Here is a 21,103-nt window from a genome sequence, read left to right as displayed (position 1 = left end):
ATTTCTCCAGGACGCTTCGACATGCGCCATTGATACTGCCGTGCTGTGCACGGCCTCGCCCTTCCCGCCAGCGCGCCATTGCGCCGCGCGGGTTCGCCAGCCTTGCTCAAGGAGTATCCATGCCCGCATTACTGCAACTCGACCGTCTTTCCTTTGCGCTGCCCGATGGCCGTGCCCTGTTTTCCGATTTGCAATTTGCTTTTGCCCCGCAACGTATCGGCCTCGTCGGCGATAACGGCGTGGGCAAGAGCGTGCTCGCGCGCCTGCTGGCAGGCCGGGCGCAGCCGTCTTCTGGCGCCGTGCGCTGCGACGGCGCCGTGCATTACGTGGCGCAGGAACTCGATCCGGAGCGCTATCCCACCGTGGCGGCGCTCGCCGGCATGGACGACTTGCTGGCGGCGCTGGCGCGCATCGCTGAAGGCAGCGTCGACGAGGCCGACTATGCCCTGGTGGGTGAACGCTGGGATGCCCACGCCCGCCTGCGCCAGGCGCTCGATGCGCTCGATTTGCGCCATGTCGATGCCGGCACGCCAACGGCTAGCCTGAGCGGTGGCGAACGCCAGCGCATCGCCCTGCAAGGCGCCTGGCTGTCGCAGGCGGACTGGCTGGTGCTCGATGAGCCGAGCAACCATCTCGATGCGCGGCAGCGCGCCCGCCTGGTGGCGCAGATGACGCGCTGGCCGGGCGGCTTGCTGCTGGTCAGCCATGACCGCGGCTTGCTCGAGCACGTCGATACGATCGTCGAGCTGTCGCCGCAGGGCTTGCGCAGCTATGGCGGCAATTACGCGCTGTATGCGCAGCAGCGCGCGCTGGAACAGGCCGGTTTTGCTGCCGCCCTGCAGGCGGAAAAGGCCGGCGCCAGACGCGAGCAGCGCGAAGCGCAGCAGCACGCCGAGCGCCAGCAGCGCCGAGTCGGACGCGGCGAGAGGGAAGGGCGCGAAGGCAACCAGAGCAAGCTGCTGCTGGACGCGAAAAAGGAGAAAAGCCAGGATAGCCAGGGCAAGCTGCGCGTGCGCGCGCAAGAGGCGCAGCAGGCCCGCCAGCAGCGCGTGATGGATGCCAGCGCCCGCTGCGCGCCCGAGGCCGAACGGCTGCTGCTGGCGCCCGACAGCGCCGTGCCGAACGGCAAGCTGATCCTGGAGTTGCGCGAGCTGGTCTTGCCGCACGGCCAGGCGCAGCCTGTGAACCTGGTCTTGAGCGGGCCGCGCCGTCTGGCCGTGACGGGCGACAATGGCAGCGGCAAGTCGACCTTGCTGCGCGTGATCGCCGGACAGCTGGCGCCCGCCAGCGGCGAGCTGCGCCGCCATGCGCGGGTGGCGTGGCTGGACCAGCATGCGGGACTGCAAGATGGCGAGTGGAGCGCCGTGCAACGCTTGCAGGCACGCAACAGCATCGTGCCGGAAGGCGAGCTGCGCACGCGGCTGGCGCTGCTGGGCATCGCCGGCGCGCGCGCCACCATGCCCAGCCGTTTGCTCAGCGGCGGCGAGCGCATGAAGGTGGCGCTGGCGGCCGAACTGTATGCGCAGGCGCCGCCGCAACTGCTGCTGCTCGACGAACCCGACAATCATCTGGACCTGGCCAGCCTGCAGGCGCTGGAGCAGATGCTGCTGCAATACCAGGGGGCGTTACTTGTGGTTTCGCACGACCAGGCATTTTTGCAGGCGATAAACCTTGACCCCGAGGGCTTGACATTGCACAAGTGACAATTTAATGAAAAAAGTCACGCTCGATGCCTGTAGAGCATGCTTCATGAACCGATGCTGAATTTTGTTTGATTGTCGGTATAATCCACTGAATAACCGGGCCTATTTGTGAACTAAAACTGCTGGTTCACCAATATGATGACGTTTAATCTGGCACTGTTGTCGGTCACTACCGCGCTGCCAGGGCGTCATCCTGCGTGCCCTGCCGTGCATGAATTTTGGTTTCGCTTATATTGTTTTCTTGGAGAAATAGCATGTCGTTTTACGAAAAACTCAAAGCCCTCAACATTGAACTGCCAGTCGTTGCCGCGCCAGCTGCCGCCTACGTGATGCATGCCCGCACAGGCAACACCGTCTTCCTGTCCGGCCACCTGGCCAAGAAGGATGGCAAGGTCTGGGTTGGCCAACTGGGCAAGGACGTCACCACGGAAGAAGGCAAGATCGCGGCGCGCGGCATCGCCATCGAACTGATCGCTACCCTGCAAGATGCATGCGGCGGCGACTTGAACAAGGTCAAGCGCATCGTCAAGGTGATGAGCCTGGTCAATTCCACCTCCGACTTCACGGAGCAGCACCTGGTGACCAATGGCGCCTCGGAACTGTTCGTCGAAGTCTTCGGCGACAGCGGCAAGCACGCCCGCTCCGCCTTCGGCGTGGCGCAAATCCCGCTGGGCGCATGCGTCGAGATCGAGCTGATCGCCGAACTGGCCTAATCAGCTGAGCATGCCGGCGCTTGCCGCCGGCTCGCCCTTTCCTCCTTTCCAGCAAGAGCGGAACCGCCATTGGGGTGGAGGGATCGGTGTATTCAAGAAAAAAACGGAGACACGTAATGAAAACGAGTGAACAAGGCTTGCACCGCGGCCTGGGCGAGCGGCAAATCCGCCTGATGGCGCTGGGCGCCGCGATTGGCGTGGGCCTGTTTTTGGGTTCCGGCAACGCGATCAAGATGGCCGGTCCCGGCATCATGCTGTCGTACATCATCGGTGGCGCGGTCATCTTCATGATCATGCGCGCGCTGGGCGAAATGGCCGTGCACAACCCGGTTGCCGGTTCCTTCAGCCGCTATGCCCAGGATTACCTGGGCCCCCTGCAAGGCTATCTGACGGGCTGGAACTACTGGTTCCTGTGGCTGGTCACGTGCGTGGCGGAAATTACCGCCGTTGCCATCTACATGGGCATCTGGTTCCCCGACGTGCCGCGCTGGATCTGGGCCCTGGCGGCCTTGGGTTCCATGGGCGCGATCAACCTGCTGGCCGTGAAAGCCTACGGCGAGTTCGAATTCTGGTTCGCCCTGATCAAGGTCGTCACCATCATCCTGATGATCGTCGGCGGCACGGGCATGATCGTCTTCGGTCTCGGCAACGGCGGCGTGGCCGTCGGCATCTCGAATCTGTGGACGCATGGCGGTTTCTTCCCGAATGGCGCGCAGGGCGTATTGATGTCCTTGCAGATGGTGATGTTTGCCTACCTGGGCGTGGAAATGATCGGCCTGACGGCCGGCGAAGCGGCGAACCCGAAGAAATCGATTCCCGACGCCATCAATTCCGTGTTCTGGCGTATTTTGATTTTCTATGTCGGCGCGCTGTTCGTCATCCTGTCGATCTACCCATGGAATGAAATCGGCACCACCGGCAGCCCGTTCGTCATGACGTTCGAACGCCTGGGCATCAAGACGGCGGCCGGCATCATCAACTTCGTCGTGCTGACGGCAGCCTTGTCGTCGTGCAATGGCGGCATCTTCAGCACGGGCCGCATGCTGTACAACCTGGCGCTGCAAGGCCAGGCGCCGAAGGCGTTTGCGGAAACGACGGCCAGCGGCGTGCCGCGCCGCGCCATCCTCGTGTCGGTCTTCGCGCTGCTGCTGGGCGTGCTGCTGAACTACCTGGTGCCGGAAAAAGTGTTTATCTGGGTCACCTCGATCTCCACCTTCGGCGCCGTCTGGACCTGGGGCGTGATCCTGGTCACGCAGATCCAGTTCCGCAAGACCTTGACGCCGCTGGAAATCAAGAACCTGGCCTTCCGCATGCCGTTCGCGCCGTATGGTTCCTGGATTTCGCTGGCGTTCCTGGCGCTGGTGATCGGCCTGATGGCGTATTTCCCCGATACGCGCATCGCCCTGATGGTGGGACCGGCCTGGCTGATCCTGCTGACGGTGCTGTACTACGCGCTGGGCCTGGCGCCAAAGGACAAGCGCGATGACGTGCCGCAAGGCTACGAAGCGGGCTGGCCGCCGGCCGATGCGCCACACGGCAAGAAGTAAGCCAGCGTCGTTGAGCTGAGCCAGAAGCGCGCCCCTGCCCCTGCAGCGGCGCGCTTTTTCTTTCATAGAAGCAACTTCGGCCGTGCCCGCACTGTTGCGGCTTGGCCGGCGCACGCCTGGCGTTGTTTCCTTGCATCAAAGTTCTGTTTAGCTGAACCGGTGAAAGCCCTATAATCGCTTAGTTTTGAGAATGGACGCGATCTTTCCGGTTTTTTGCCAGGTAGGGCCGGAGCGCCGTTTTTATGTGTTTTTACCCGTCATGTTCCGAACAACACCTGACAAAACCGTAGCGAGCGGAAGTGAGTTGTGGCTAAGAAGCGCAGCTGTGCGAATGCACAGTGAGCATCGCAGGCCGCGAATCGCGACGCGCAGTAGGTTTTGGCAGGTGTTCAAGTGCATGCCTCATAAAGGAAGTCTAGTGAGCCAAACCCTGGTCCAGAAACTCTGCCGCACCAAGCCGATCGATACCACGGTCGAATATGGTGAAGGCCTCAGCAGCAGCGGCTTGAGCCGGTCCATCGGCCTGTTTTCCCTCACCATGATCGGCGTCGGCGCCACCATCGGCACGGGCATTTTCTTTACCATGGTCGAAGCCGTCCCCAAGGCGGGCCCGTCGGTCGTCCTGTCTTTCCTGATCGCCGCCATCACGGCCGGCCTGACGGCCTTGTGCTATGCGGAATTGTCGTTCCGCATCCCCGCTTCCGGCTCCTCGTATTCGTTTGCCTACGCCACCGTGGGCGAGTTTCTTGCCTTCATCATGGCCGCCTGTCTGCTGCTCGAATACGGGTTGGCGGGCAGTGCCGTGGCCATCGGCTGGTCGTCCTACCTGAATAACTTCCTGGAAAATGCCTTCGGCTGGCACATCCCCGAGATGCTGCGCACGCCGATGATCGTTTCCGGCCCGCATGGCATGGAGTTTCATGCCGGCCACATCAACCTGCCGCCGATCTTTCTGATCTGCATGTGCGGCTTCTTGCTGCTGCGCGGCGCCAAGGAATCGGCCCTGATGAACGCCATCATGGTCATCATCAAGCTGTCCATCCTCGTATTCTTTATTGCCATTGCCTTTTCCGGCTTCAATGCCGACAATTTCTTCCCCTTCTTTAATACCGACAATAGCAAGGGCTTTGCCGGCATGACGGGCGTCACGGCTGCGGCCGGCACCGTCTTCTTCTCGTTCATCGGCCTCGATACGGTGGCGACGGCGGGCGATGAAGTGAAAGATCCCAAGCGCAACGTGCCGCGCGGCATCCTGTATGGCTTGCTCATCGTCACCGTGTTTTATTTGCTGGTGGCCGTGGCCGCCCTCGGCGCGCAACAGGCGAAATTGTTCGAAGGCCAGGAAGCGGGCCTGGCGGTGATCCTGCAAAACGTCACGGGCAAGACCTGGCCCGCGCTGGTGCTGTCGGCCGGCGCCGTCATTTCCGTCTTCAGCGTGACCCTGGTGACGATCTATGGCCAGACGCGCATCCTGTTTGCCGTCAGCCGCGACGGCCTGATCCCGAAATCGTTCCAGAAGATCCACCCGCGCACCCTGGTACCCGTCAGCAATACCATCATCGTCTGCCTGGTGGTGGCTCTGGTGGCCGGTTCCGTCGATGCGACTTACCTGTGGGACATGGTCAGCATCGGCACCCTGACGGCGTTCATGGTGGTCTCGATCGCCGTGCCCGTGCTGCGCCACAAGCAGGGCGCGAACCGCATCGAAGGCTTCAGCGTGCCGTTCGGCCCTTACGCGATACCGGGCCTGAGCGTGTTTGCCTGCCTGTACATCATGCGCGATTTGCCGCATACGACGTTTGTCGTGTTCAGCGTGTGGATGGCGGTGACGGTGGCCATTTACTTCCTGTACAGCATGCGGCATTCACACCTGGGCAAGAAGGCCCGTTGATGCAGTCTGTTCCATCCAAAACCGCCGCGCCTGCTGGCGGTTTTTTTTATTTCTAACCGGAATTTACATGATGAAAATAACTGATCTGGCCGCCTGCGGCTTGCTGGCAAGCAGCTTAATGGGAACCATGGCGCAAGCCGCGCCTGCCAGCGGCCCGGTGCTGCGCGATTACCGCGCCGTCGCCCTGTCGGCGAATGGCCAGCGCATCGCCGCCATCGAGTCGAGCAAGGCGGAACAGCCACAGCCACAGCCGCAGCGCCCGCACGCGGCCATCGTCGTGCGCGACGCCGCCAACGGCGCCATCGTGCAGCAATTCGACCCGTGTGCCGTGTGTTCCTACGACAAGCCCAGCTGGTCGCCTGACGGCAGGCAACTGGCTTTTGTCGGCTACGATGCCAAGGCGGGCATGGCGCGGCTGTACCTGGCCACGATGACGCAGGCACAGGCGCGCGTGTTGACGAGTATCAAAGGTGTGGCCAGTACGGCGCGCTGGTCGCCGGACGGCAAGCAGCTGGCGCTGCTGGCGACGGTGGGCGCGCGCAAGCTGGCCGGCGCCGTGGAGGCGGGCGCGCGCCAGGTGGGCGAAGTGGGCAGCGAAGACGATGCCCAGCGCATCGCCGTCGTGCCTGTCAGCGGCGGCGAACCGCGTCTGCTGTCACCCGCCGACACCTATGTGTATGAATACAGCTGGACGCCCGATGGGGGCGGCTTTGTCGCCACCAGCGCGCAAGGCAATGGCGACAGCAACTGGTGGGTCGCCAAGCTCAGCCATATTGATGCCGCCACGGGCGCCCTGCGCGTGATCGCGTCGCCGGCCATGCAGATGAACCTGCCCTCGGTCTCGCCGGACGGCAAGACGGTGGTCTTCATCGGTGGCCTGATGAGCGATTTCGGCTCCATCGGCGGCGATATCTATACCGTCCCGCTGGCCGGCGGCACGCCGCGCAATCTCACACCCGATTACCGTGGCACCTTCAATGGCGTCGTCTGGCGCGGCGCCGGCTTGCTGGCGACGGCCCTGATCGATTCGCAGCTGGCGCTGGTGCCCGTCGACGTGCAAACGGGTCCGGCCCAGCCGGTGCTGCTCGGTGAAATCAGCAGCGGCGGCAGCGATGGCCGTCTGTCGTTCAGCGCCGATGGTTTGCAGGCCGCTGCCGCGCAGGAAGACTTTACGCACGCCAGCTATCTGGTGGCGGGACCGGTGGCCCAGCTGAAAAAAATCACGCGCGACAATGACGGCTTCGCGCCCCAGCTGACGGTGCGCAACGTGGGCTGGAACAACGAACAATACAAGGTGCAAGGTTGGCTGCTGGGGCCGTTGAAGACGGACGCGGGCAAGCGCTACCCCATGGTCGTCAACGTGCATGGCGGCCCGGGCGCGGCCGCCTCGCCCCGCTACGTGGCGGCGAGCTCCCTGATCCGCGAATTGACGGAGAAGGGCTATTTCGTCTTCCTGCCCAATCCGCGCGGCAGCTTTGGCCAAGGCCAGGCATTTACGCGCGCCAACATGGCCGACTTCGGCGGCGGCGACTGGCGCGACATCCTGGCCGGCATCGACGCCGTGGAAAAAGTGGCGCCCGTCGACGGCCAGCGCCTGGGCTTGATCGGCCATTCGTATGGCGGCTTCATGACCATGTGGGGCGTCACGCACAGCGACCGCTTCAAGGCGGCGGTGGCCGGTGCTGGTGTATCGAACTGGATCAGTTATTACGGCCAGAACGGCATCAACCAGTGGATGATCCCCTTCTTTGGCGCCTCCGCCTATGACAATCCGGCCGTGTATCGCAAGGCTTCGCCCATCGAATCGATCAAGGCGGCGAAGACGCCGACCCTGATCTATGTGGGCGAGCGCGACGTGGAAACGCCGGCTGCCCAGTCGCTGGAATTCTGGCATGGCTTGCGCGCCATGGGCGTGCCGTCCAGCCTGTTCATCTACGACGGTGAAGGCCATTCCTTCCGCAAGCCTGAGCACCAGCGCGACTTGCAGAAGCGTACTATCGGCTGGTTTGAACGCTACTTGAAGTAGTGATCAGTGGCCTGCCAAAGGCAGGCCAGCCTGGATAAAGCGGCTGACAACATGTTCAGGGCTAGGCGCCGTGCCGAAGGCAGTACGAATGTACGACGAGGCGCGGCAACAACGCCATGGACTTTTTGTCAGGCGCGCGGTGCAACGATGTGCACGATCGCCGCGCTATGTACCACGATCTTGTCCGCATCTGCCTGCAACAGGCGAATGCGGCGCTGCACCAGCGGCCAGCCCGACCAGGCCACGTCGCTGACGGGCGGCGCGGCAGGAGGGGCCAGCGGCGCGCTGATGGCGATCTTGTCGTCGAGCTGTTCCAGCGCGCGCGACAGGGTCAGGCACACTTGCGTATGGCTGTGGCTGAGCAAGGCGTTAACGGGCGCGACGGGCAGCTGGCTGGCATGCCGCCCGAGGATCGAGCGCAGCGCCGCCACGTGGGCGACCAATAAGTAATTTTGCACGATGAACAGGTTGATGTCTTCCACGGCCCGCTGCTTGCTGGCCGGTTCGTCGAGCATGCGCACCAGCGCCGAGCTGAGCGCGGCCAGACTGTCCATCAAACGCTTGCGTTCGATGCGGTAGGCGAAATCGTCGAAACATTTTCCCTGCAGCAGCGCGAAGCTGGCCTGCATATAGCTGAGGTTCACGTTGAGTACCTGGCGCACGAGGCGCGGCAGGCTCTGGTATTCCCAGTTGGCCAGCACAAAGCTGAACACGGTGGCCACCGCCGCGCCGATCAGGGTGTCGATCAAACGTTCGCTGACGAGGTTCGGGTTGCTGGGCGCCACCAGGTGCATTTGCAGCAAGATCATCAGGCTCACGGCAATGGCCGTGTAGCGGTAGCGCAGATAGATGAAGGTGGGCGTGGCGACGATGGAGAGGAACAAGATGGCCATCAGCACGATATTGCTGTGCACGAAGCGGATCACGATGGCCGTGATGACGCAGCCGATGATGGTGCCGATGATGCGGTCGGCGCGGCGCTGGCGCGTCATGCTGAAGGTAGGGCGCAGGATGATGACGATGGTCAAGACGATCCAGTAGCTGTGCGCCGCATACGGCAGCCAGTGGCCGATCAGCAATCCGACCGAGATGGCCATCGACACGCGCAGGGCGAAGCGGAACACGGGCGAATCCAGGCGCAGATTCGATAGTAAGGTCTTCAGTTCGTATTTCTGCTGCGACAAGAAGGGCGCCATGTCCGCGCCGCTCCAGAACGGCACGTCGGCATAGACTTTTTGCGTGGCAAGATGCAGCTCGGCGATCATTTTCAGAATCGCGCGGATCTTGTTGCGCTGCGCGCGCAGGGTCGCCAGCGCTTCCTGCGCACCGTCGCCTTTGGCGTGCAGGCGGGCGATCTCCGCTTCGATGTCGGCCCATTCCTTGTCATAGCTGATCTGCGCATACGAGGCGCGCTTGCGCGTGACGGCATACGCCACGGCTTCGATATCGCGCGCCGCCTTGTAGGCAAGGTCGTGCAAAGATTTCAAGACATCGGAATCGGCCAGGTGCTGGCGCAGCAGCGCGTAGTCGGTATGCGTGGAGAGGATCAGTTCATACAGATCCAGCATGCACACGTGCACCTGCACGACGATGGCATCCTTGCTGTTCTTGTGGCTGCGCAAAATCAAGTCACGCGACGCCTGCTGGCGGTCGGCCAGAATGCTTTGATGGCGCACCAGCTTGTTGAACTGTTCCGTCAAATTAAAACGCGTGTCGTAGAAATCGGCCTTGATGTCGATGTAGGCGGCCAATTCGAACAGGGCTTCGGCCAGCACTTGCTGTTTGATACGGTGGCGCAAGACCCAGGCAATGGCCATGGCATAGGCCAGATAGATCAATCCCCCCAGCATGAACAGGCCCGCGTGGTGAAACGATTGCTGCCACGTCATCTGGTGTTCCATCGACATGGTCATGATGAACAGGGCGGCCAGTTGCAAGGGCATGGATTTCTTGCCGTACACCACCATCATGCTGGCGAGAAAGCTGACCAGCACGAGCACCGTCATCAGCAGCCACTGCACGGGACCGCATAGGCTGATCAACAAGGTGACGGCGCTGCACAGCAGGACCGAGGCCAGCATTTCATTGAACTTGTGGCGCAGCGGGCTGGGCATGTCCATCAGGGTCGTACACAGGGCGCCGATGCACACCGTCATGGCGGTGGCGCTGTCGCTGATTTCCTGGGTCAGCAAGGCCAGGCCGACCAGACCGATGGCCACGCGCAAGCCCAGGTAAAAATAATGGCTGTAGATAAAGGTGCGCAGGTTCAGTGCGTAGTGCATGGGATTACCTTGTGGGCAGGGCACAGAAAGAGGCGCCGCACCGGGGTCTCCGATGCGGCGCCAGGATGTTGCAGTCGCTACAGTCCCCAGTTACATGAGGGCGATGACGGGATAGCGCCGCCATTCCGGCTCGGCAAAGCGCTGGCAGTGTTCAAAAATGAAGTCGAGCACGGCTTCCTGATTGCTCAGCAGGGCCGGATTCGCTGCCTTCCACTCGGCAAATTTAGCGGCCAGCGCCGGTTCGTCGCGCAGCAGTTCCGACGCCATGTCTTCAAAGACGTAATCCGAAAACGCTTCTTTCTTCTCCAGCACGCTGTTGAAGAAGCCCCAGCGGAAGAAGCTGTCGTGCGCCTGCGGTTCCAGCGTTTCCACGGCATAACGCGCGTTGTCCTGCTCCAGGCTGACCACATAGTCGCCCGCCTGCAAGGTGAACTGGCCCGTGCGCGCTTCCAGTTCCACCGTGTCGTGGAACATGTGGCCTTCGTAGGCGGCGGCGCGCGTGCCGACGTTGGCAATGTGGTAGTAGCGCGCCGTTACCGTCTGTTCGGCGGTGATGCGGGTCATGTCGACGCCGTTCCAGCGCAGGCGCTCGATCACTTCGCGCCACGCTTGCGGCACGACATAGGCTTTCGGCGCGGCCACGGTGACGTCCGCATCGAAGCGGTTGTAATAGGCGATGTCGCGTTCCCACGGCTGCGAGCGGTCGTAGGACAGGCGCTGGTAGTCGCCCAGCACGCTTGGCGTGTATTTTGCTGCGTAGCCCTTGAAGGGGAAGGTCGACGGTTGCTCTTCGTTCATGGCCCAGTGGATCGGCCACTCGGCTTGCGTGCGTCCCGCTGCTTTGGCTTGCGCGCGCAGTTGCTTGATCTGTTCGCCATGTTCGATGGTAAAGGCCATGGTGATGTCGAGCAGGGCGCGCATGGAAGCGTAGCGGTCGGCAAAGGGCTTGAGCATGTGCGTTTCCGGCATGAAACCGATGACGTGATGCAGGGCCGCAAAACCGGTCGAGAAACGGGGTACTTCGAGGAATTCGGCGATGCCGTGGTCGGGGCTGTCCTTGACGGGGTTCACATACGGGCAGGTGGGCCAGCCGGCCTGTTCCATCTGCGCAAAGATGTGCGGCAGCATGGTGTCTTGCAGGAAGGGACCGAGGCCATTGCCCAGCTTATCCGTCTGCGTGTGGATCAGGGTCATCGTGTACGGGTAATCGGCGCCGTTCGACGTGTGCGTGTCGACCATCACGTCCGGGTCCCAGCTGGCCAGCAGGCGGTTGAACACTTGCGCGTTCAGGCTGTCGCACTTGATGAAATCGCGGTTCAAGTCCAGGTGGCGGCTGTTGCCGCGGAAACCGAATTGCTCCGGGCCATCCTGGTTCACGCGCGAGGTATTGGCGCGGTTCAGGCTGCCGTCGACGTTGTAGATCGGGATGAACAGCAGCACGGTGCTGCCCAGCGCCGCCAGGCGTTTCGGCTGCGTGCAGAGGTCGCGCACGATGGCCATGCAGGCGTCGATGCCTTCCGGTTCGCCTGGGTGGATGCCGTTGTTGTTGAAGAACACGGTGCGGCCCGCGCGCTTGATCTGCTCGCGGTCGAACACGCCGTCCGCGCTGACGACGCCAGCGTGGATGGGCACGCCCGAGTCGGACAGGCCGATCTGTTCGAAGTGCAGCACCTGCGGATAGCGTGCGGCGAGATCTTGATAGAAGGTGATGCATTCCAGCCAGGTCGTGGTCTGGTTGTGGTTACCGAGTTCGTAGGTCGTGCGCAAGTCTGGTGGCATAGCGGTCTGAGTCTGGGAGGGGGAAGGCGCGCTGGGTAAGTACGCCCGCTAGGGGCCAATTGTAGCACCGGCGTTGGCGCCTTGAGGCGCGGCAGATGGGCCGGGTCGAACTTGTGTTATGAATACGTTTCACGCGCAAGGGAGGCGGCATGGGCAAGACGGCGATGGCGGCACTGGTGTGGGGGATATGCCTGGCGGCACAGGCGGCGCCGTTGCGCTTGCCAGCGGGCAAGGAACCGATGGCGCAGGGCGGCTCCGTGACGGCCGCCGCACAGGGCGCGCTGATACGCTACCGGGGCTGGCTGCTGGCCGTCGATGGCGCCGTATCGGAGGAGCGGCCCGACGTCTTGCTGACGTCGGCGGAGGCGGGCCAAGTGCCGCAGCTGCGGGTCGGCGCGATGCAGCGTGCCTTGCCCGTATGGTCGGCCTTCGAACTCGTCAAGGGCAGCACGCGCCTGCGCATCACGGCGCTGCCGGGGCCGGATGAGGTGGCCGCGCTGCTGCTGGACTTTGGCGATGGCGATTACCGCATCGTGATTCCCGCCACGGGCATCGCCCGGCCAGCCTATCCGCTGCTGGCTCAGCGCTTTCCCGGCGCCGACCTGGCCTTGCTGCTGCAGGATGGCCGGCGCGTGATGCTGCCGCTGGGAAGCGGCCGCGCGCACGTGTTTGGCGAGGAGCAAGCCGCGCCTTACCGTTTCACCAAAATAAAACGTTAGACGAAAAAAAGCCACTCCCGCAGGAGTGGCTCAGGGAACAACCGCCCGTTGCCGGGCTTATTAGTTGTTGTTATCCGCGAATTACTCGGCGCCCATTTCTTTCAGCAGGTTGTCTGCGTGGTCGATGTGTTTCATGTTCCACAGCATGTAGCGCAGGTCGACCTGGATCGAACGGGTGTTGGCCTTGTTGTAGTCCCAGTCGGAAATGATCGAGTCCAGGGTGCCATCGAATGCCAGGCCGATGAATTCGCCTTTCGCGTTCAGGGCAGCCGAACCGGAGTTGCCGCCGGTGATGTCCAGGGTGGCCAGGTAGTCGACCGGCACGGTTTTCAGCTTCGGATCGACAAATTTGCCGAAGTCCTTGGCTTTGATCGCGGCCAGCTGCTTCGCCGGTGCATTGAACTCGCCTTCGCCCGTGGCTTTGGCGGCGACGCCATTGACGGTGGTGAAGGCGGTCCAGGTGGTGCCGTCGGCGCCATGGTCACGGCCGGCAACACGGCCGAACGTCACGCGCAGGGTGCTGTTGGCGTCAGGGTAGACGGCTTGGCCCTTGCTCTTCATGAAGGCGATCTTTGCTTTCATGTAGTTGGCGTAGGCTTGCTGGATCTTGCCGGCCAGTTCTTCCTCTTCCGCTTCGTTTTTCAGCGAATCCGGATACATGGCGACGGCGGCCTGGATGAAGCTGTCCTTGCTGGCCTGGAATTCGGCTGGCGTGCGTTTCAGCCAGGCTGCGCGCTCGGCCTTGTCGCCCAGCTTGCTGCCGGCATACAGTTTGTCCAGGGCGGCGGCCAGGTCGGCTTGCGACATGCCGTCCTTGATGCCGATGGCGGCGTCGAAGCTGGCGCGGCGCTGTGCGGCCGGTTGCGCGGCGTACTTGGTCAGGCTGTTCAGTACCAGCGCCTTGTCGACTTTTTCATCGTAGGTGCGCTCGACCGAGGTGATGCCCGCTTCCAGGCGTGGCAAGTCGCGCGTCTGGTAGCCGGACTTGCGTTCCGTATCGGTCTTGGTGCCTTCGTTGGATAAACGGTACAGGCTGCGTGCCGTGTTCAGCAGGCGTGGCTGGGCGTAGCTGAGGAAGAAGTCGCGCTTGGTGTCGGCATCGCGTTCGGCGATCAGCTTTTCCACTTGCTCGATGTCGCCGGCAAATTCCGCCTTGCGGGCAGGATTGGCGTTGACCCAGGTTTTCAGGGCTTCGTGTTCCGTCGTCTTGCGCGCCAGGAAGTCGCTGCCGGCGTAGGAATCGAGCATGCCTTGGCGGTTCTTGTAGTAATTATTCACGCCAGCCACCTGACCCGCGTATTTCAGGGCAACGTCCTTGTTGTCCTTGGTTTCGCGCGCGATGATGGCCAGGGTTTCGCCCGACGCTTTCACGAAGGCCGGGTAGTTCCAGTCAAACGTGAACGCCACTTCCGATGGCAGGCGGTGACGGTTGGTGCGGCCCGGGTAGCCCAGCGCCATGACGAAATCGCCCTCCTTCAAGCCATCCTTGGCCAGTTTCAGCACGTGTTTTGGCTGGTACGGCACGTTGTCCTTGCTGAAGTCGGCAGCTTTGCCGTCTTTGCTGACATAGGCGCGGTAGAAACCGTAGTCGCCCGTGTGGCGCGGCCACATCCAGTTGTCGGTGTCGCCGCCGAATTTACCCACGCCCGCTGGAGGCGCGTGCACCAGGCGCACGTCGCGGATTTCCAGTTGCTTGATCAGGTAGAACTCCAGGCCGCCGTAGTAGCTCGACACGGTGCAGCGGAAGCCCGCTTCTTTTTCGCATTCGGCGACCAGTTTCTTCTGGTTTTTCTCGATCGCATCGATGCGGGCCTTGCCTTGCAGCTTGGCCACGTCGGCGCTGATGATCTTGTCGCTGACATTCGTCACGGCCGAGGTGACGAAGATGCGGCTGCCCGGGGCGGCCGGCAATTCTTCAGCGAACGTCTTGGCCAGGAAACCGTTGGCCAGCAAATCGCGCTCCTTGGTCGAATTGACCGCCACGCTGTTGTAGACGCAATGGTGGTTGGTGGCAACCAGGCCTTGCGGCGAGACGAACGACGCCGAGCAGCCGCCCAGGCTGACGATGGCGCCCATCGGGAATTCGGTCAGTTTGGTCAGGGTGGCCGGGTCCAGTTTCAGTCCGGCGGCTTTCAGTTCCTTGGCTACTTGTGGCAGCTGTTGGGGCATCCACATGCCTTCGTCGGCGTGTGCGAAGTTGCTCAGGATGGCGAGCGCGATGAGAGATTTTTTCATTCGAGTTCTGTTCTTTTACATTGTAGGGAAGTCGGAATCAGCGGTGTACCCGCTGATTATGCAGCGGGCGACATAGAGTATCCGTATCGGACTCGCACTAGTCAATCACATTTTCCTGGCAGCATATTCGCAAGTGCTTGCCTGAATGATATGTTTTGCGCTGGCGGAGGCGCTGGAAGCGGCTGGCAACCCGCATTTTCTCGTGCGGCGGTTGTGGTATTTGTCCATACGTGTCCTGGCGGCAATGAAAAATGGCCGGGCGCTTGCGCGGCCCGGCCACTTGCCATGCCCTGCTTTTTGCTTGCTTAGCGTATTTTGCCGCGGCGCAAAAGATTGACGATGCCCAGCAGGATCACGGCGCCCAGGAACGAAACGAGCAGCGAAGACAGGCTGAAATTGTCGCTATTGATGGTGCCCGTGCCGAACAGCGGCGCCAGCAGCCAGCCGCCCAGGAAGGCGCCGACGATGCCGACGACGATATTGAGGAAGATGCCCTGTTGCGCATCGGTTTTCATGACCATGCTGGCCAGCCAGCCGATGACGCCGCCAATAACGATCCAGATAATGAAATTCATGTAGTCCTCCGCGCGGTGGATAAGTGGGTGTGGCATGTCAGAACAACATCATGCCAATCGATAGTGATGCCGCACGATAGAAAAGTCCAGCGGATTCGCATGGCGCATGCAAAAGCCCGCCTGGCTGCGGGCAGCGAAGCGGGCTTATCATGCGGCAAGATCGTGTTTAGTCGGCCTTGATCGCTTCCACCTGGATGGCCAGCTTGACTTCCGGCGAGAACGCCGGCATGCCGTAGTTCAGGCCAAAGTCGCTGCGCTTGAATTCCGCCGTGGCATCGGCGCCGCACACCTCACGCTTGTAGCGCGGGTGCATGATGCACTTGAACTTGCTCACGTTCAACTTGACGGGCTTGGTCACGCCCAGCAGGGTCAGTTCGCCATCGACTTCCACCAGCTGCTCGCCGTTGAACTTGAGCGAGGTGCTCTTGTAGGTGATTTGCGGGAATTTCTCGACGTTGAACATGTCCGCTTTTTTCGCGTGCGTGTTCATGGCGTCGAGGCCGAAGTCGATCGAATCGGCATCGATGACCAGATCCAGGCTGCCGCTCTTGGCGGCGCGGTCCAGGGTCACCGTCCCCTTGGTCTTGTTGAACTTGCCGCGCCACACGGACATGCCCATGTGATCGGCTTCGAAGCTGGGGAAGGTGTGCGTCGGGTCGAGATTGTAGGTGTCGGTAGCGGCCATGGCCGAACCCGCGCCGGCGGCTGCCAGCACGGCGATCATCAAGTGCTTCAATTTCATTGAATTCCTAACTAAGTTAAACAACAGATTTTTGGGCGTTGATCTGATATGTAACGCCTGAAAAACGTTCAGGGCAAGAGCAACGCAGTCATGGACGTTTTCTCAGGTGTTACTGAGCAGCGACGTGGAATTTAATCGTGACCTCGTCGGCAACCATGCTCGTGTCTTTCCACTCGCCTTCGCCGATGTTGTAGGTCAGGCGCTTGATCGGCAGGGCGCCGTCGAACGCGTATTTGCCGCCATCAGCCTTCACCGTCAGGGGGAAGGTGACGTCGGTGGTCTTGCCTTTGATGCTCAGCTTGCCGCTTACCGTCAGCTTGCCCGCGCCGGCGGCCTTGATGCTGTTCGAGACAAAGGTGGCTTTCGGGAACTGGGCCGAATTGAACCATTCCTTCTTCGCCACTTCCTTGTTGTACTCGGGGTCGCCGATATCGATGCTGGCCGTCTCGATCTCCACCGACGCCTTCGAGGCGTCCGGCGCGGCCGGGTTGTAATCGATGGCGATATTGAATTTCTTGAACTTCGCTTCCACGGGCACGTTCATTTGCTTGAACACGGCCGACACGCTGGTCTTGGCGGGATCGACTTTCAGCAGGGTGGCGGCGGTGGCGGCTACGGACAGGCCCAGCAGGGAAGCGAGGACGATACGTTGGGTGGTTTTCATCTTGTTTTTTTCCTGTAGTTTCAGTGAGCAAGGGGAAGTCGATGTCAGGGCAGCATGCGCTTGAGGACGCCGTCGCGGTCGATGAACTGGTGCTTCAGGGCCGCCAGCACATGGGCGGCCACGGCGGCGGCCATCGTCATGTTCAGAACATAATGAATTTCTTTTAAAAGCGGCTTAAGTTCCGGATTCGGCGCCATGATGACGGGCAACTGGAACAGGCCCAGGTAGACCACCGGCACGCCGGCGGCCAGGGTGTACAGGTAGCCGGAGATGGGCACGGCGAAGATCAGGATGTACAGCAGCACATGCATGGCATCGGCCGCCTTCTTTTGCCAGGCAACCATGCTGGCCGGGTGCGGCGGCGGCACGTTGGCCTTGCGCCACAGCAGGCGGATGGCGGCGATGGCCAGCACGGTCACGCCCAGCCATTTATGCCAGGAGAAATATTTGAGTTTGGTGGGCGTCAGGCCGGGAATATCCGTCATGACCAGGCCCATGACGAAGGCGCTGATGATCAGCAGGGCGGTCAGCCAGTGCAGGATGATGGCGGTGGTGGTGTAGCGTTGCATCGGCGGCTTTCTTGAATGTAGTACGTGTTAGGACTAATTCGGCCTAATATACCAAAGAAAAGCAAATTGCGCTGCGTGCTGGAGATTCTACAAGAAAGAGTGCGGGAAAAACCGCGGGGCGGGCAGCATTTGTATGCTGGCCGCCCCGCGGGAGCGGGATCGGACGATCCCCATGTGGAAACGGCTTAGATGGCTTTGGCCAATTGCGCCGCGATGCCGATGTAGTTGCCCGGCGTCATGCTCAGCAGCACGTCCTTGGCATCCTGCGGAATGGCCAGGCCATTGACGAAGGTTTGCAGCGCCTCTTTCGAGATGCCCTTGCCGCGCGTCAGCTCTTTCAGCTGCTCGTACGGGTTCTCGATGCCGTAGCGGCGCATCACGGTTTGTACGGGTTCGGCCAGCACTTCCCAGGTCGCGTCCAGGTCTTGCGCCAGGCGCGCGTGGTTCACTTCCAGCTTGTTCAGGCCGCGCAGGCAGCTGTCATACGCCAGCAGGGTGTAGCCGAGGCCCACGCCGATGTTGCGCAGCACGGTCGAATCGGTCAAGTCGCGCTGCATGCGCGAGACGGGCAGTTTTTCCGACAGGTGCTTGAGCACGGCATTGGCCAGACCCAGGTTGCCTTCCGAATTTTCGAAGTCGATCGGGTTGACCTTGTGCGGCATGGTCGACGAGCCGATTTCGCCCGCTTTCAGCTTTTGCTTGAAGTAGCCCAGCGAGACATACGTCCAGATGTCGCGGTTCAGGTCCAGCAGGATCGTGTTGGCGCGCGCGAAGGCGTCGAACAGCTCGGCCATGTAGTCGTGTGGCTCGATCTGGATGGTGTACGGATTGAAGACCAGGCCCAGGCGCTGTTCGATGACGGCCTGCGAGAATGCGGGCCAGTCGAAGCCCGGGTAGGCCGACAGGTGGGCGTTGTAGTTGCCAACGGCGCCATTCATCTTGCCGAGGATTTCCACTTGTTCGATGCGTTTCACGGCGCGCTGCAATCGGGCCACGACGTTGGCGAATTCCTTGCCCAGGGTGGTCGGGCTGGCCGTCTGGCCGTGCGTGCGCGACAGCATCGGCACATCGGCGTTGTCGTGCGCGATCTGCGTCAGCTTGGCCACCAGGCCGTTCAATGCCGGCAGCATCACGCCGTCGCGCGCGGCCTTGAGCATCATGCCGTGCGAGGTGTTGTTGATGTCTTCCGAGGTGCAGGCGAAATGGATGAATTCCGACGCCGCCACCAGTTCCGGCACGTCCGCCACTTGTTCCTTCAGCCAGTATTCGACAGCCTTGACGTCATGGTTGGTGACCGCTTCGATGGCCTTGATGCGGGCCGCGTCGGCTTCCGAGAAGTCGGCCGCCATCTTGTCGAGCAGGGCGTTCGCTTCGGCCGAGAACGGCTTGATTTCGGCGAAACCGGCTTGCGACAGCGCTTGCAGCCAGGAAATTTCCACTTTCACGCGGTGGTGCATGAAACCGGCTTCGGACAGGATCGGGCGCAGCAGATCGGTCTTGCTGGCGTAGCGGCCATCGAGCGGAGACAGGGCCGACAGCGTGGAATACGGAGTAGTAGAAGTCATGAGAGCGGACGCAAGTTAAAGAAACGGTTGGCGTGTGGCGCGCGGGGAGGGCAGGGCTATTGCAATACAGCAACACTGACGGCGCCACAGTAAAGGGCGATTTTACCACCGCTGGGGGCCTGCCAGCCGTCCGTCGGCTGCCGGCGCCTCCCATTTTGGCCGAATCCGGCCCCGATGCGGCATGCCTGCCACACTGGGCGGTGCGCCGGGTGCGTGCCGCCAAAAGGCGGCTGCCGCCGATGCTATACTGAGCGCTGCTCCTTACCTTAAAGTACCTATGAAACTGATCGGCTCCCTCGCCAGCCCGTATGTCCGCAAAGCCCGTATCGTGCTGGCGGAAAAAAAGCTCGACTATGTCTTTGAGCTGGAAAACGTGTGGGTGCCGGAAACCCGCATCGCCCAGGCCAACCCGCTGGGCAAGGTGCCCTGCCTGGTGATGGAAGATGGCAGCGCGCTCATCGATTCGCGCGTCATCGTCGAATACCTCGACACCCTCACGCCCGTCTGTAAACTGCTGCCGGCCGGCGGCAATGGCCGCGAGCGGGCCGATATCAAGAACTGGGAAGCGCTGGCCGACGGCATCCTCGACGCGGGCGTGCTGGTGCGCCTGGAGCGCACGCAGCGCCCGCCCGAGCAGCAAAGCGCCGCCTGGATCGCGCGCCAGCTGGACAAGGTCACGCTGGGCCTGGCCGCGCTCGAGGCGCGCCTGGGCGAGAGCGCGTATTGCGCCGGCAAGAACTACACCCTGGCCGACGTGGCCGTGGGCTGTACCCTGGGCTGGCTCAGCTTCCGCTTCCCGGAAATCGACTGGCGCGCGGAGCACCCGGCGCTGGCGCGCCTGTTCGACAAACTGTCCGAACGGCCATCGTTCAAGGACACCGTGCCGCAGTGAGCGCACGATGACCGGTTCCGACTCGAAGGCGCAGCAGCGCCTGCAGATGGCCGATATCGCGCGCCTGGCCGGTGTGTCCACGTCGACCGTGTCGCGCGCGCTGAGCGGCAGTTCGCTGGTCAATGAAGAAACGCGCGCGCGCGTCATCGCGCTGGCCCGTTCGCTCAAGTATTCCATCAATATCGGCGCGCAAAACCTGCGCCTGAAACAGAACCGCACGGTGGGCGTGGTGGTGCCGTATGACGCGGCCACGCGCCAGCACCTGTCCGATCCTTTCTTTCTGAGCATGCTGGGCAGCCTGGCCGATGCGCTGACGGAGCAGGGCTTCGACATGCTCATTTCACGCGTCGATGCGGAAACGCTCGATGCGGCGGCCCAGTCCTTCGACAGCGGCCGCGTGATCGGCATCATCCTGATCGGCCAGTGGCGCCACCATGAACAACTGAACCAGCTGGCCGCGCGCCAGGTGCCCATCGTCGTGTGGGGCGCGCAATTGCCGCAGCAGCTGTATTGCACCGTCGGCGGCGATAACGTCGCGGGCGGCAGGCTGGCCACGGAACACTTGCTGGCGGCGGGGCGCCGGCGCATCGCCTTCTTTGGCGACGCCAAGCTGCCCGAAGTGGCGCAGCGCCACCAGGGTTATGCGCAGGCGCTCGCCGCGCAGGGACTGGCGCCCGACCCGCAACTGTACGTGGCCGGTTCCTTCCTGCCGCAGGGCGGCGCGACGGACGTGCAGGAACTGCTGGACCGCCAATTGCCGTTCGACGCCATCTTTGCCTGCAGCGACTTGCTGGCCATGAGCGCCATCAACGCCCTGCGTGCGCGCGGCGTGGCCGTGCCGGAACAGGTGGCCGTGGTCGGCTACGACGATATCGAACTGGCCGCGTATTTCCATCCGCCGCTGACCACCGTGCGCCAGCCGATCCGTACTGCCGGACGCGCGCTGGTGGCTTCGCTGCTGGCGCTGGTCGACGGCGCGCCTGCGCCATCCCGGCAATTGCCAACCGAGCTGATCGTACGCGCCTCGGGCCGCTGAAGCACCGTTGTCAGTCATTGCAACCGATTGCAATAATTTCAAATTTCCCCCGTTATTTTTATGCTGCACAGCAGCATAAAAAAGGCTGAATTCGCCTGACATCCCGCCTGTTTTCCTCTATGTTGCCCGTGTTTTTCTCTTAAAAACAACAACATTTCCATGTTG

At 62.1% G+C, this 21,103-nt stretch carries 16 protein-coding genes; 8 read left to right on the top strand and 8 right to left on the bottom strand.

Translation table 11 applies throughout. The features are described from left to right. Window positions 1-119 precede the first annotated feature (119 nt). The 5 genes from AC07VH_RS07540 to AC07VH_RS07520 all read left to right on the top strand — a co-directional run bounded on the left by AC07VH_RS07540 (window position 120) and on the right by AC07VH_RS07520 (window position 7,880). Window positions 120-1,703: an ABC-F family ATP-binding cassette domain-containing protein gene (locus AC07VH_RS07540; RefSeq protein WP_494788150.1), complete on the top strand. Its 1,584-nt coding sequence runs from the start codon at window positions 120-122 to the stop codon at window positions 1,701-1,703. A 254-nt stretch (window positions 1,704-1,957) separates the two neighbouring features. Next, window positions 1,958-2,416, top strand: coding sequence for a RidA family protein (locus tag AC07VH_RS07535; RefSeq protein ID WP_070220653.1), 459 nt, complete (start codon window positions 1,958-1,960; stop codon window positions 2,414-2,416). A gap of 116 nt (window positions 2,417-2,532) precedes the next feature. Further along, on the top strand, window positions 2,533-3,963 hold the full coding sequence (locus AC07VH_RS07530) for an amino acid permease (protein ID WP_494788151.1): 1,431 nt from the start codon (window positions 2,533-2,535) through the stop codon (window positions 3,961-3,963). 418 nt (window positions 3,964-4,381) lie between these two features. Beyond that, on the top strand, window positions 4,382-5,854 hold the full coding sequence (locus AC07VH_RS07525) for an amino acid permease (protein ID WP_475414172.1): 1,473 nt from the start codon (window positions 4,382-4,384) through the stop codon (window positions 5,852-5,854). A 67-nt stretch (window positions 5,855-5,921) separates the two neighbouring features. Further along, complete coding sequence (locus AC07VH_RS07520; protein WP_494788152.1) at window positions 5,922-7,880, top strand: S9 family peptidase; 1,959 nt, start codon at window positions 5,922-5,924, stop codon at window positions 7,878-7,880. Window positions 7,881-8,008: 128 nt separating this feature from the next. On the opposite strand, the gene AC07VH_RS07515 is transcribed toward AC07VH_RS07520, so the two are convergent. Both AC07VH_RS07515 and AC07VH_RS07510 read right to left on the bottom strand, forming a co-directional pair. After that, complete coding sequence (locus AC07VH_RS07515; protein ID WP_494788153.1) at window positions 8,009-10,162, bottom strand: FUSC family protein; 2,154 nt, start codon at window positions 10,160-10,162, stop codon at window positions 8,009-8,011. Between the two features lie 90 nt (window positions 10,163-10,252). Next, window positions 10,253-11,941, bottom strand: coding sequence for a M14 family zinc carboxypeptidase (locus AC07VH_RS07510; protein ID WP_494788154.1), 1,689 nt, complete (start codon window positions 11,939-11,941; stop codon window positions 10,253-10,255). Window positions 11,942-12,090: 149 nt separating this feature from the next. Here AC07VH_RS07510 and AC07VH_RS07505 point away from each other — a divergent pair, with 149 nt between their 5' ends. Beyond that, complete coding sequence (locus AC07VH_RS07505) at window positions 12,091-12,660, top strand: hypothetical protein (RefSeq protein WP_489629535.1); 570 nt, start codon at window positions 12,091-12,093, stop codon at window positions 12,658-12,660. An 81-nt stretch (window positions 12,661-12,741) separates the two neighbouring features. Here the strand turns inward: AC07VH_RS07505 and AC07VH_RS07500 are convergent, their stop codons facing one another. The 6 genes from AC07VH_RS07500 to purB form a co-directional block, all read right to left on the bottom strand. Then, a complete protein-coding gene (locus AC07VH_RS07500; protein WP_489629536.1) occupies window positions 12,742-14,895 on the bottom strand; it encodes a S46 family peptidase in 2,154 nt (717 codons plus the stop codon). 305 nt (window positions 14,896-15,200) lie between these two features. Next, window positions 15,201-15,470 (bottom strand): GlsB/YeaQ/YmgE family stress response membrane protein, encoded by a 270-nt coding sequence (locus tag AC07VH_RS07495; protein ID WP_071075198.1) that lies wholly within the window; start codon window positions 15,468-15,470, stop codon window positions 15,201-15,203. Window positions 15,471-15,636: 166 nt separating this feature from the next. Then, the gene (locus tag AC07VH_RS07490; RefSeq protein ID WP_326455971.1) at window positions 15,637-16,212 is read right to left on the bottom strand and encodes a YceI family protein; all 576 of its coding nucleotides are present in this window, start codon (window positions 16,210-16,212) and stop codon (window positions 15,637-15,639) included. Window positions 16,213-16,321: 109 nt separating this feature from the next. Next, window positions 16,322-16,876 carry a YceI family protein gene (locus AC07VH_RS07485; protein ID WP_475414166.1) on the bottom strand — a complete coding sequence of 185 codons (555 nt, stop codon included), beginning with the start codon at window positions 16,874-16,876 and terminating at the stop codon, window positions 16,322-16,324. A 44-nt stretch (window positions 16,877-16,920) separates the two neighbouring features. Further along, a complete protein-coding gene (locus AC07VH_RS07480; protein WP_070311507.1) occupies window positions 16,921-17,445 on the bottom strand; it encodes a cytochrome b in 525 nt (174 codons plus the stop codon). A gap of 185 nt (window positions 17,446-17,630) precedes the next feature. Next, entirely contained in the window at window positions 17,631-19,010 is a 1,380-nt protein-coding gene (gene purB / locus AC07VH_RS07475; RefSeq protein WP_494788155.1) for an adenylosuccinate lyase, read from the bottom strand. A gap of 277 nt (window positions 19,011-19,287) precedes the next feature. On the opposite strand from purB, the gene AC07VH_RS07470 reads away from it, so the two are divergent. Both AC07VH_RS07470 and AC07VH_RS07465 read left to right on the top strand, forming a co-directional pair. After that, window positions 19,288-19,902 carry a glutathione S-transferase N-terminal domain-containing protein gene (locus AC07VH_RS07470; protein ID WP_475414164.1) on the top strand — a complete coding sequence of 205 codons (615 nt, stop codon included), beginning with the start codon at window positions 19,288-19,290 and terminating at the stop codon, window positions 19,900-19,902. A 7-nt stretch (window positions 19,903-19,909) separates the two neighbouring features. Beyond that, window positions 19,910-20,938, top strand: coding sequence for a LacI family DNA-binding transcriptional regulator (locus tag AC07VH_RS07465; protein ID WP_070220621.1), 1,029 nt, complete (start codon window positions 19,910-19,912; stop codon window positions 20,936-20,938). Window positions 20,939-21,103 lie beyond the last annotated feature (165 nt).

This window comes from Janthinobacterium sp. GW821-FHT03C10 (assembly GCF_059420865.1).
The sequence above is the reverse complement of the archived record's forward strand: the minus strand, read 5'-3'. Positions and strand labels throughout refer to the sequence as shown.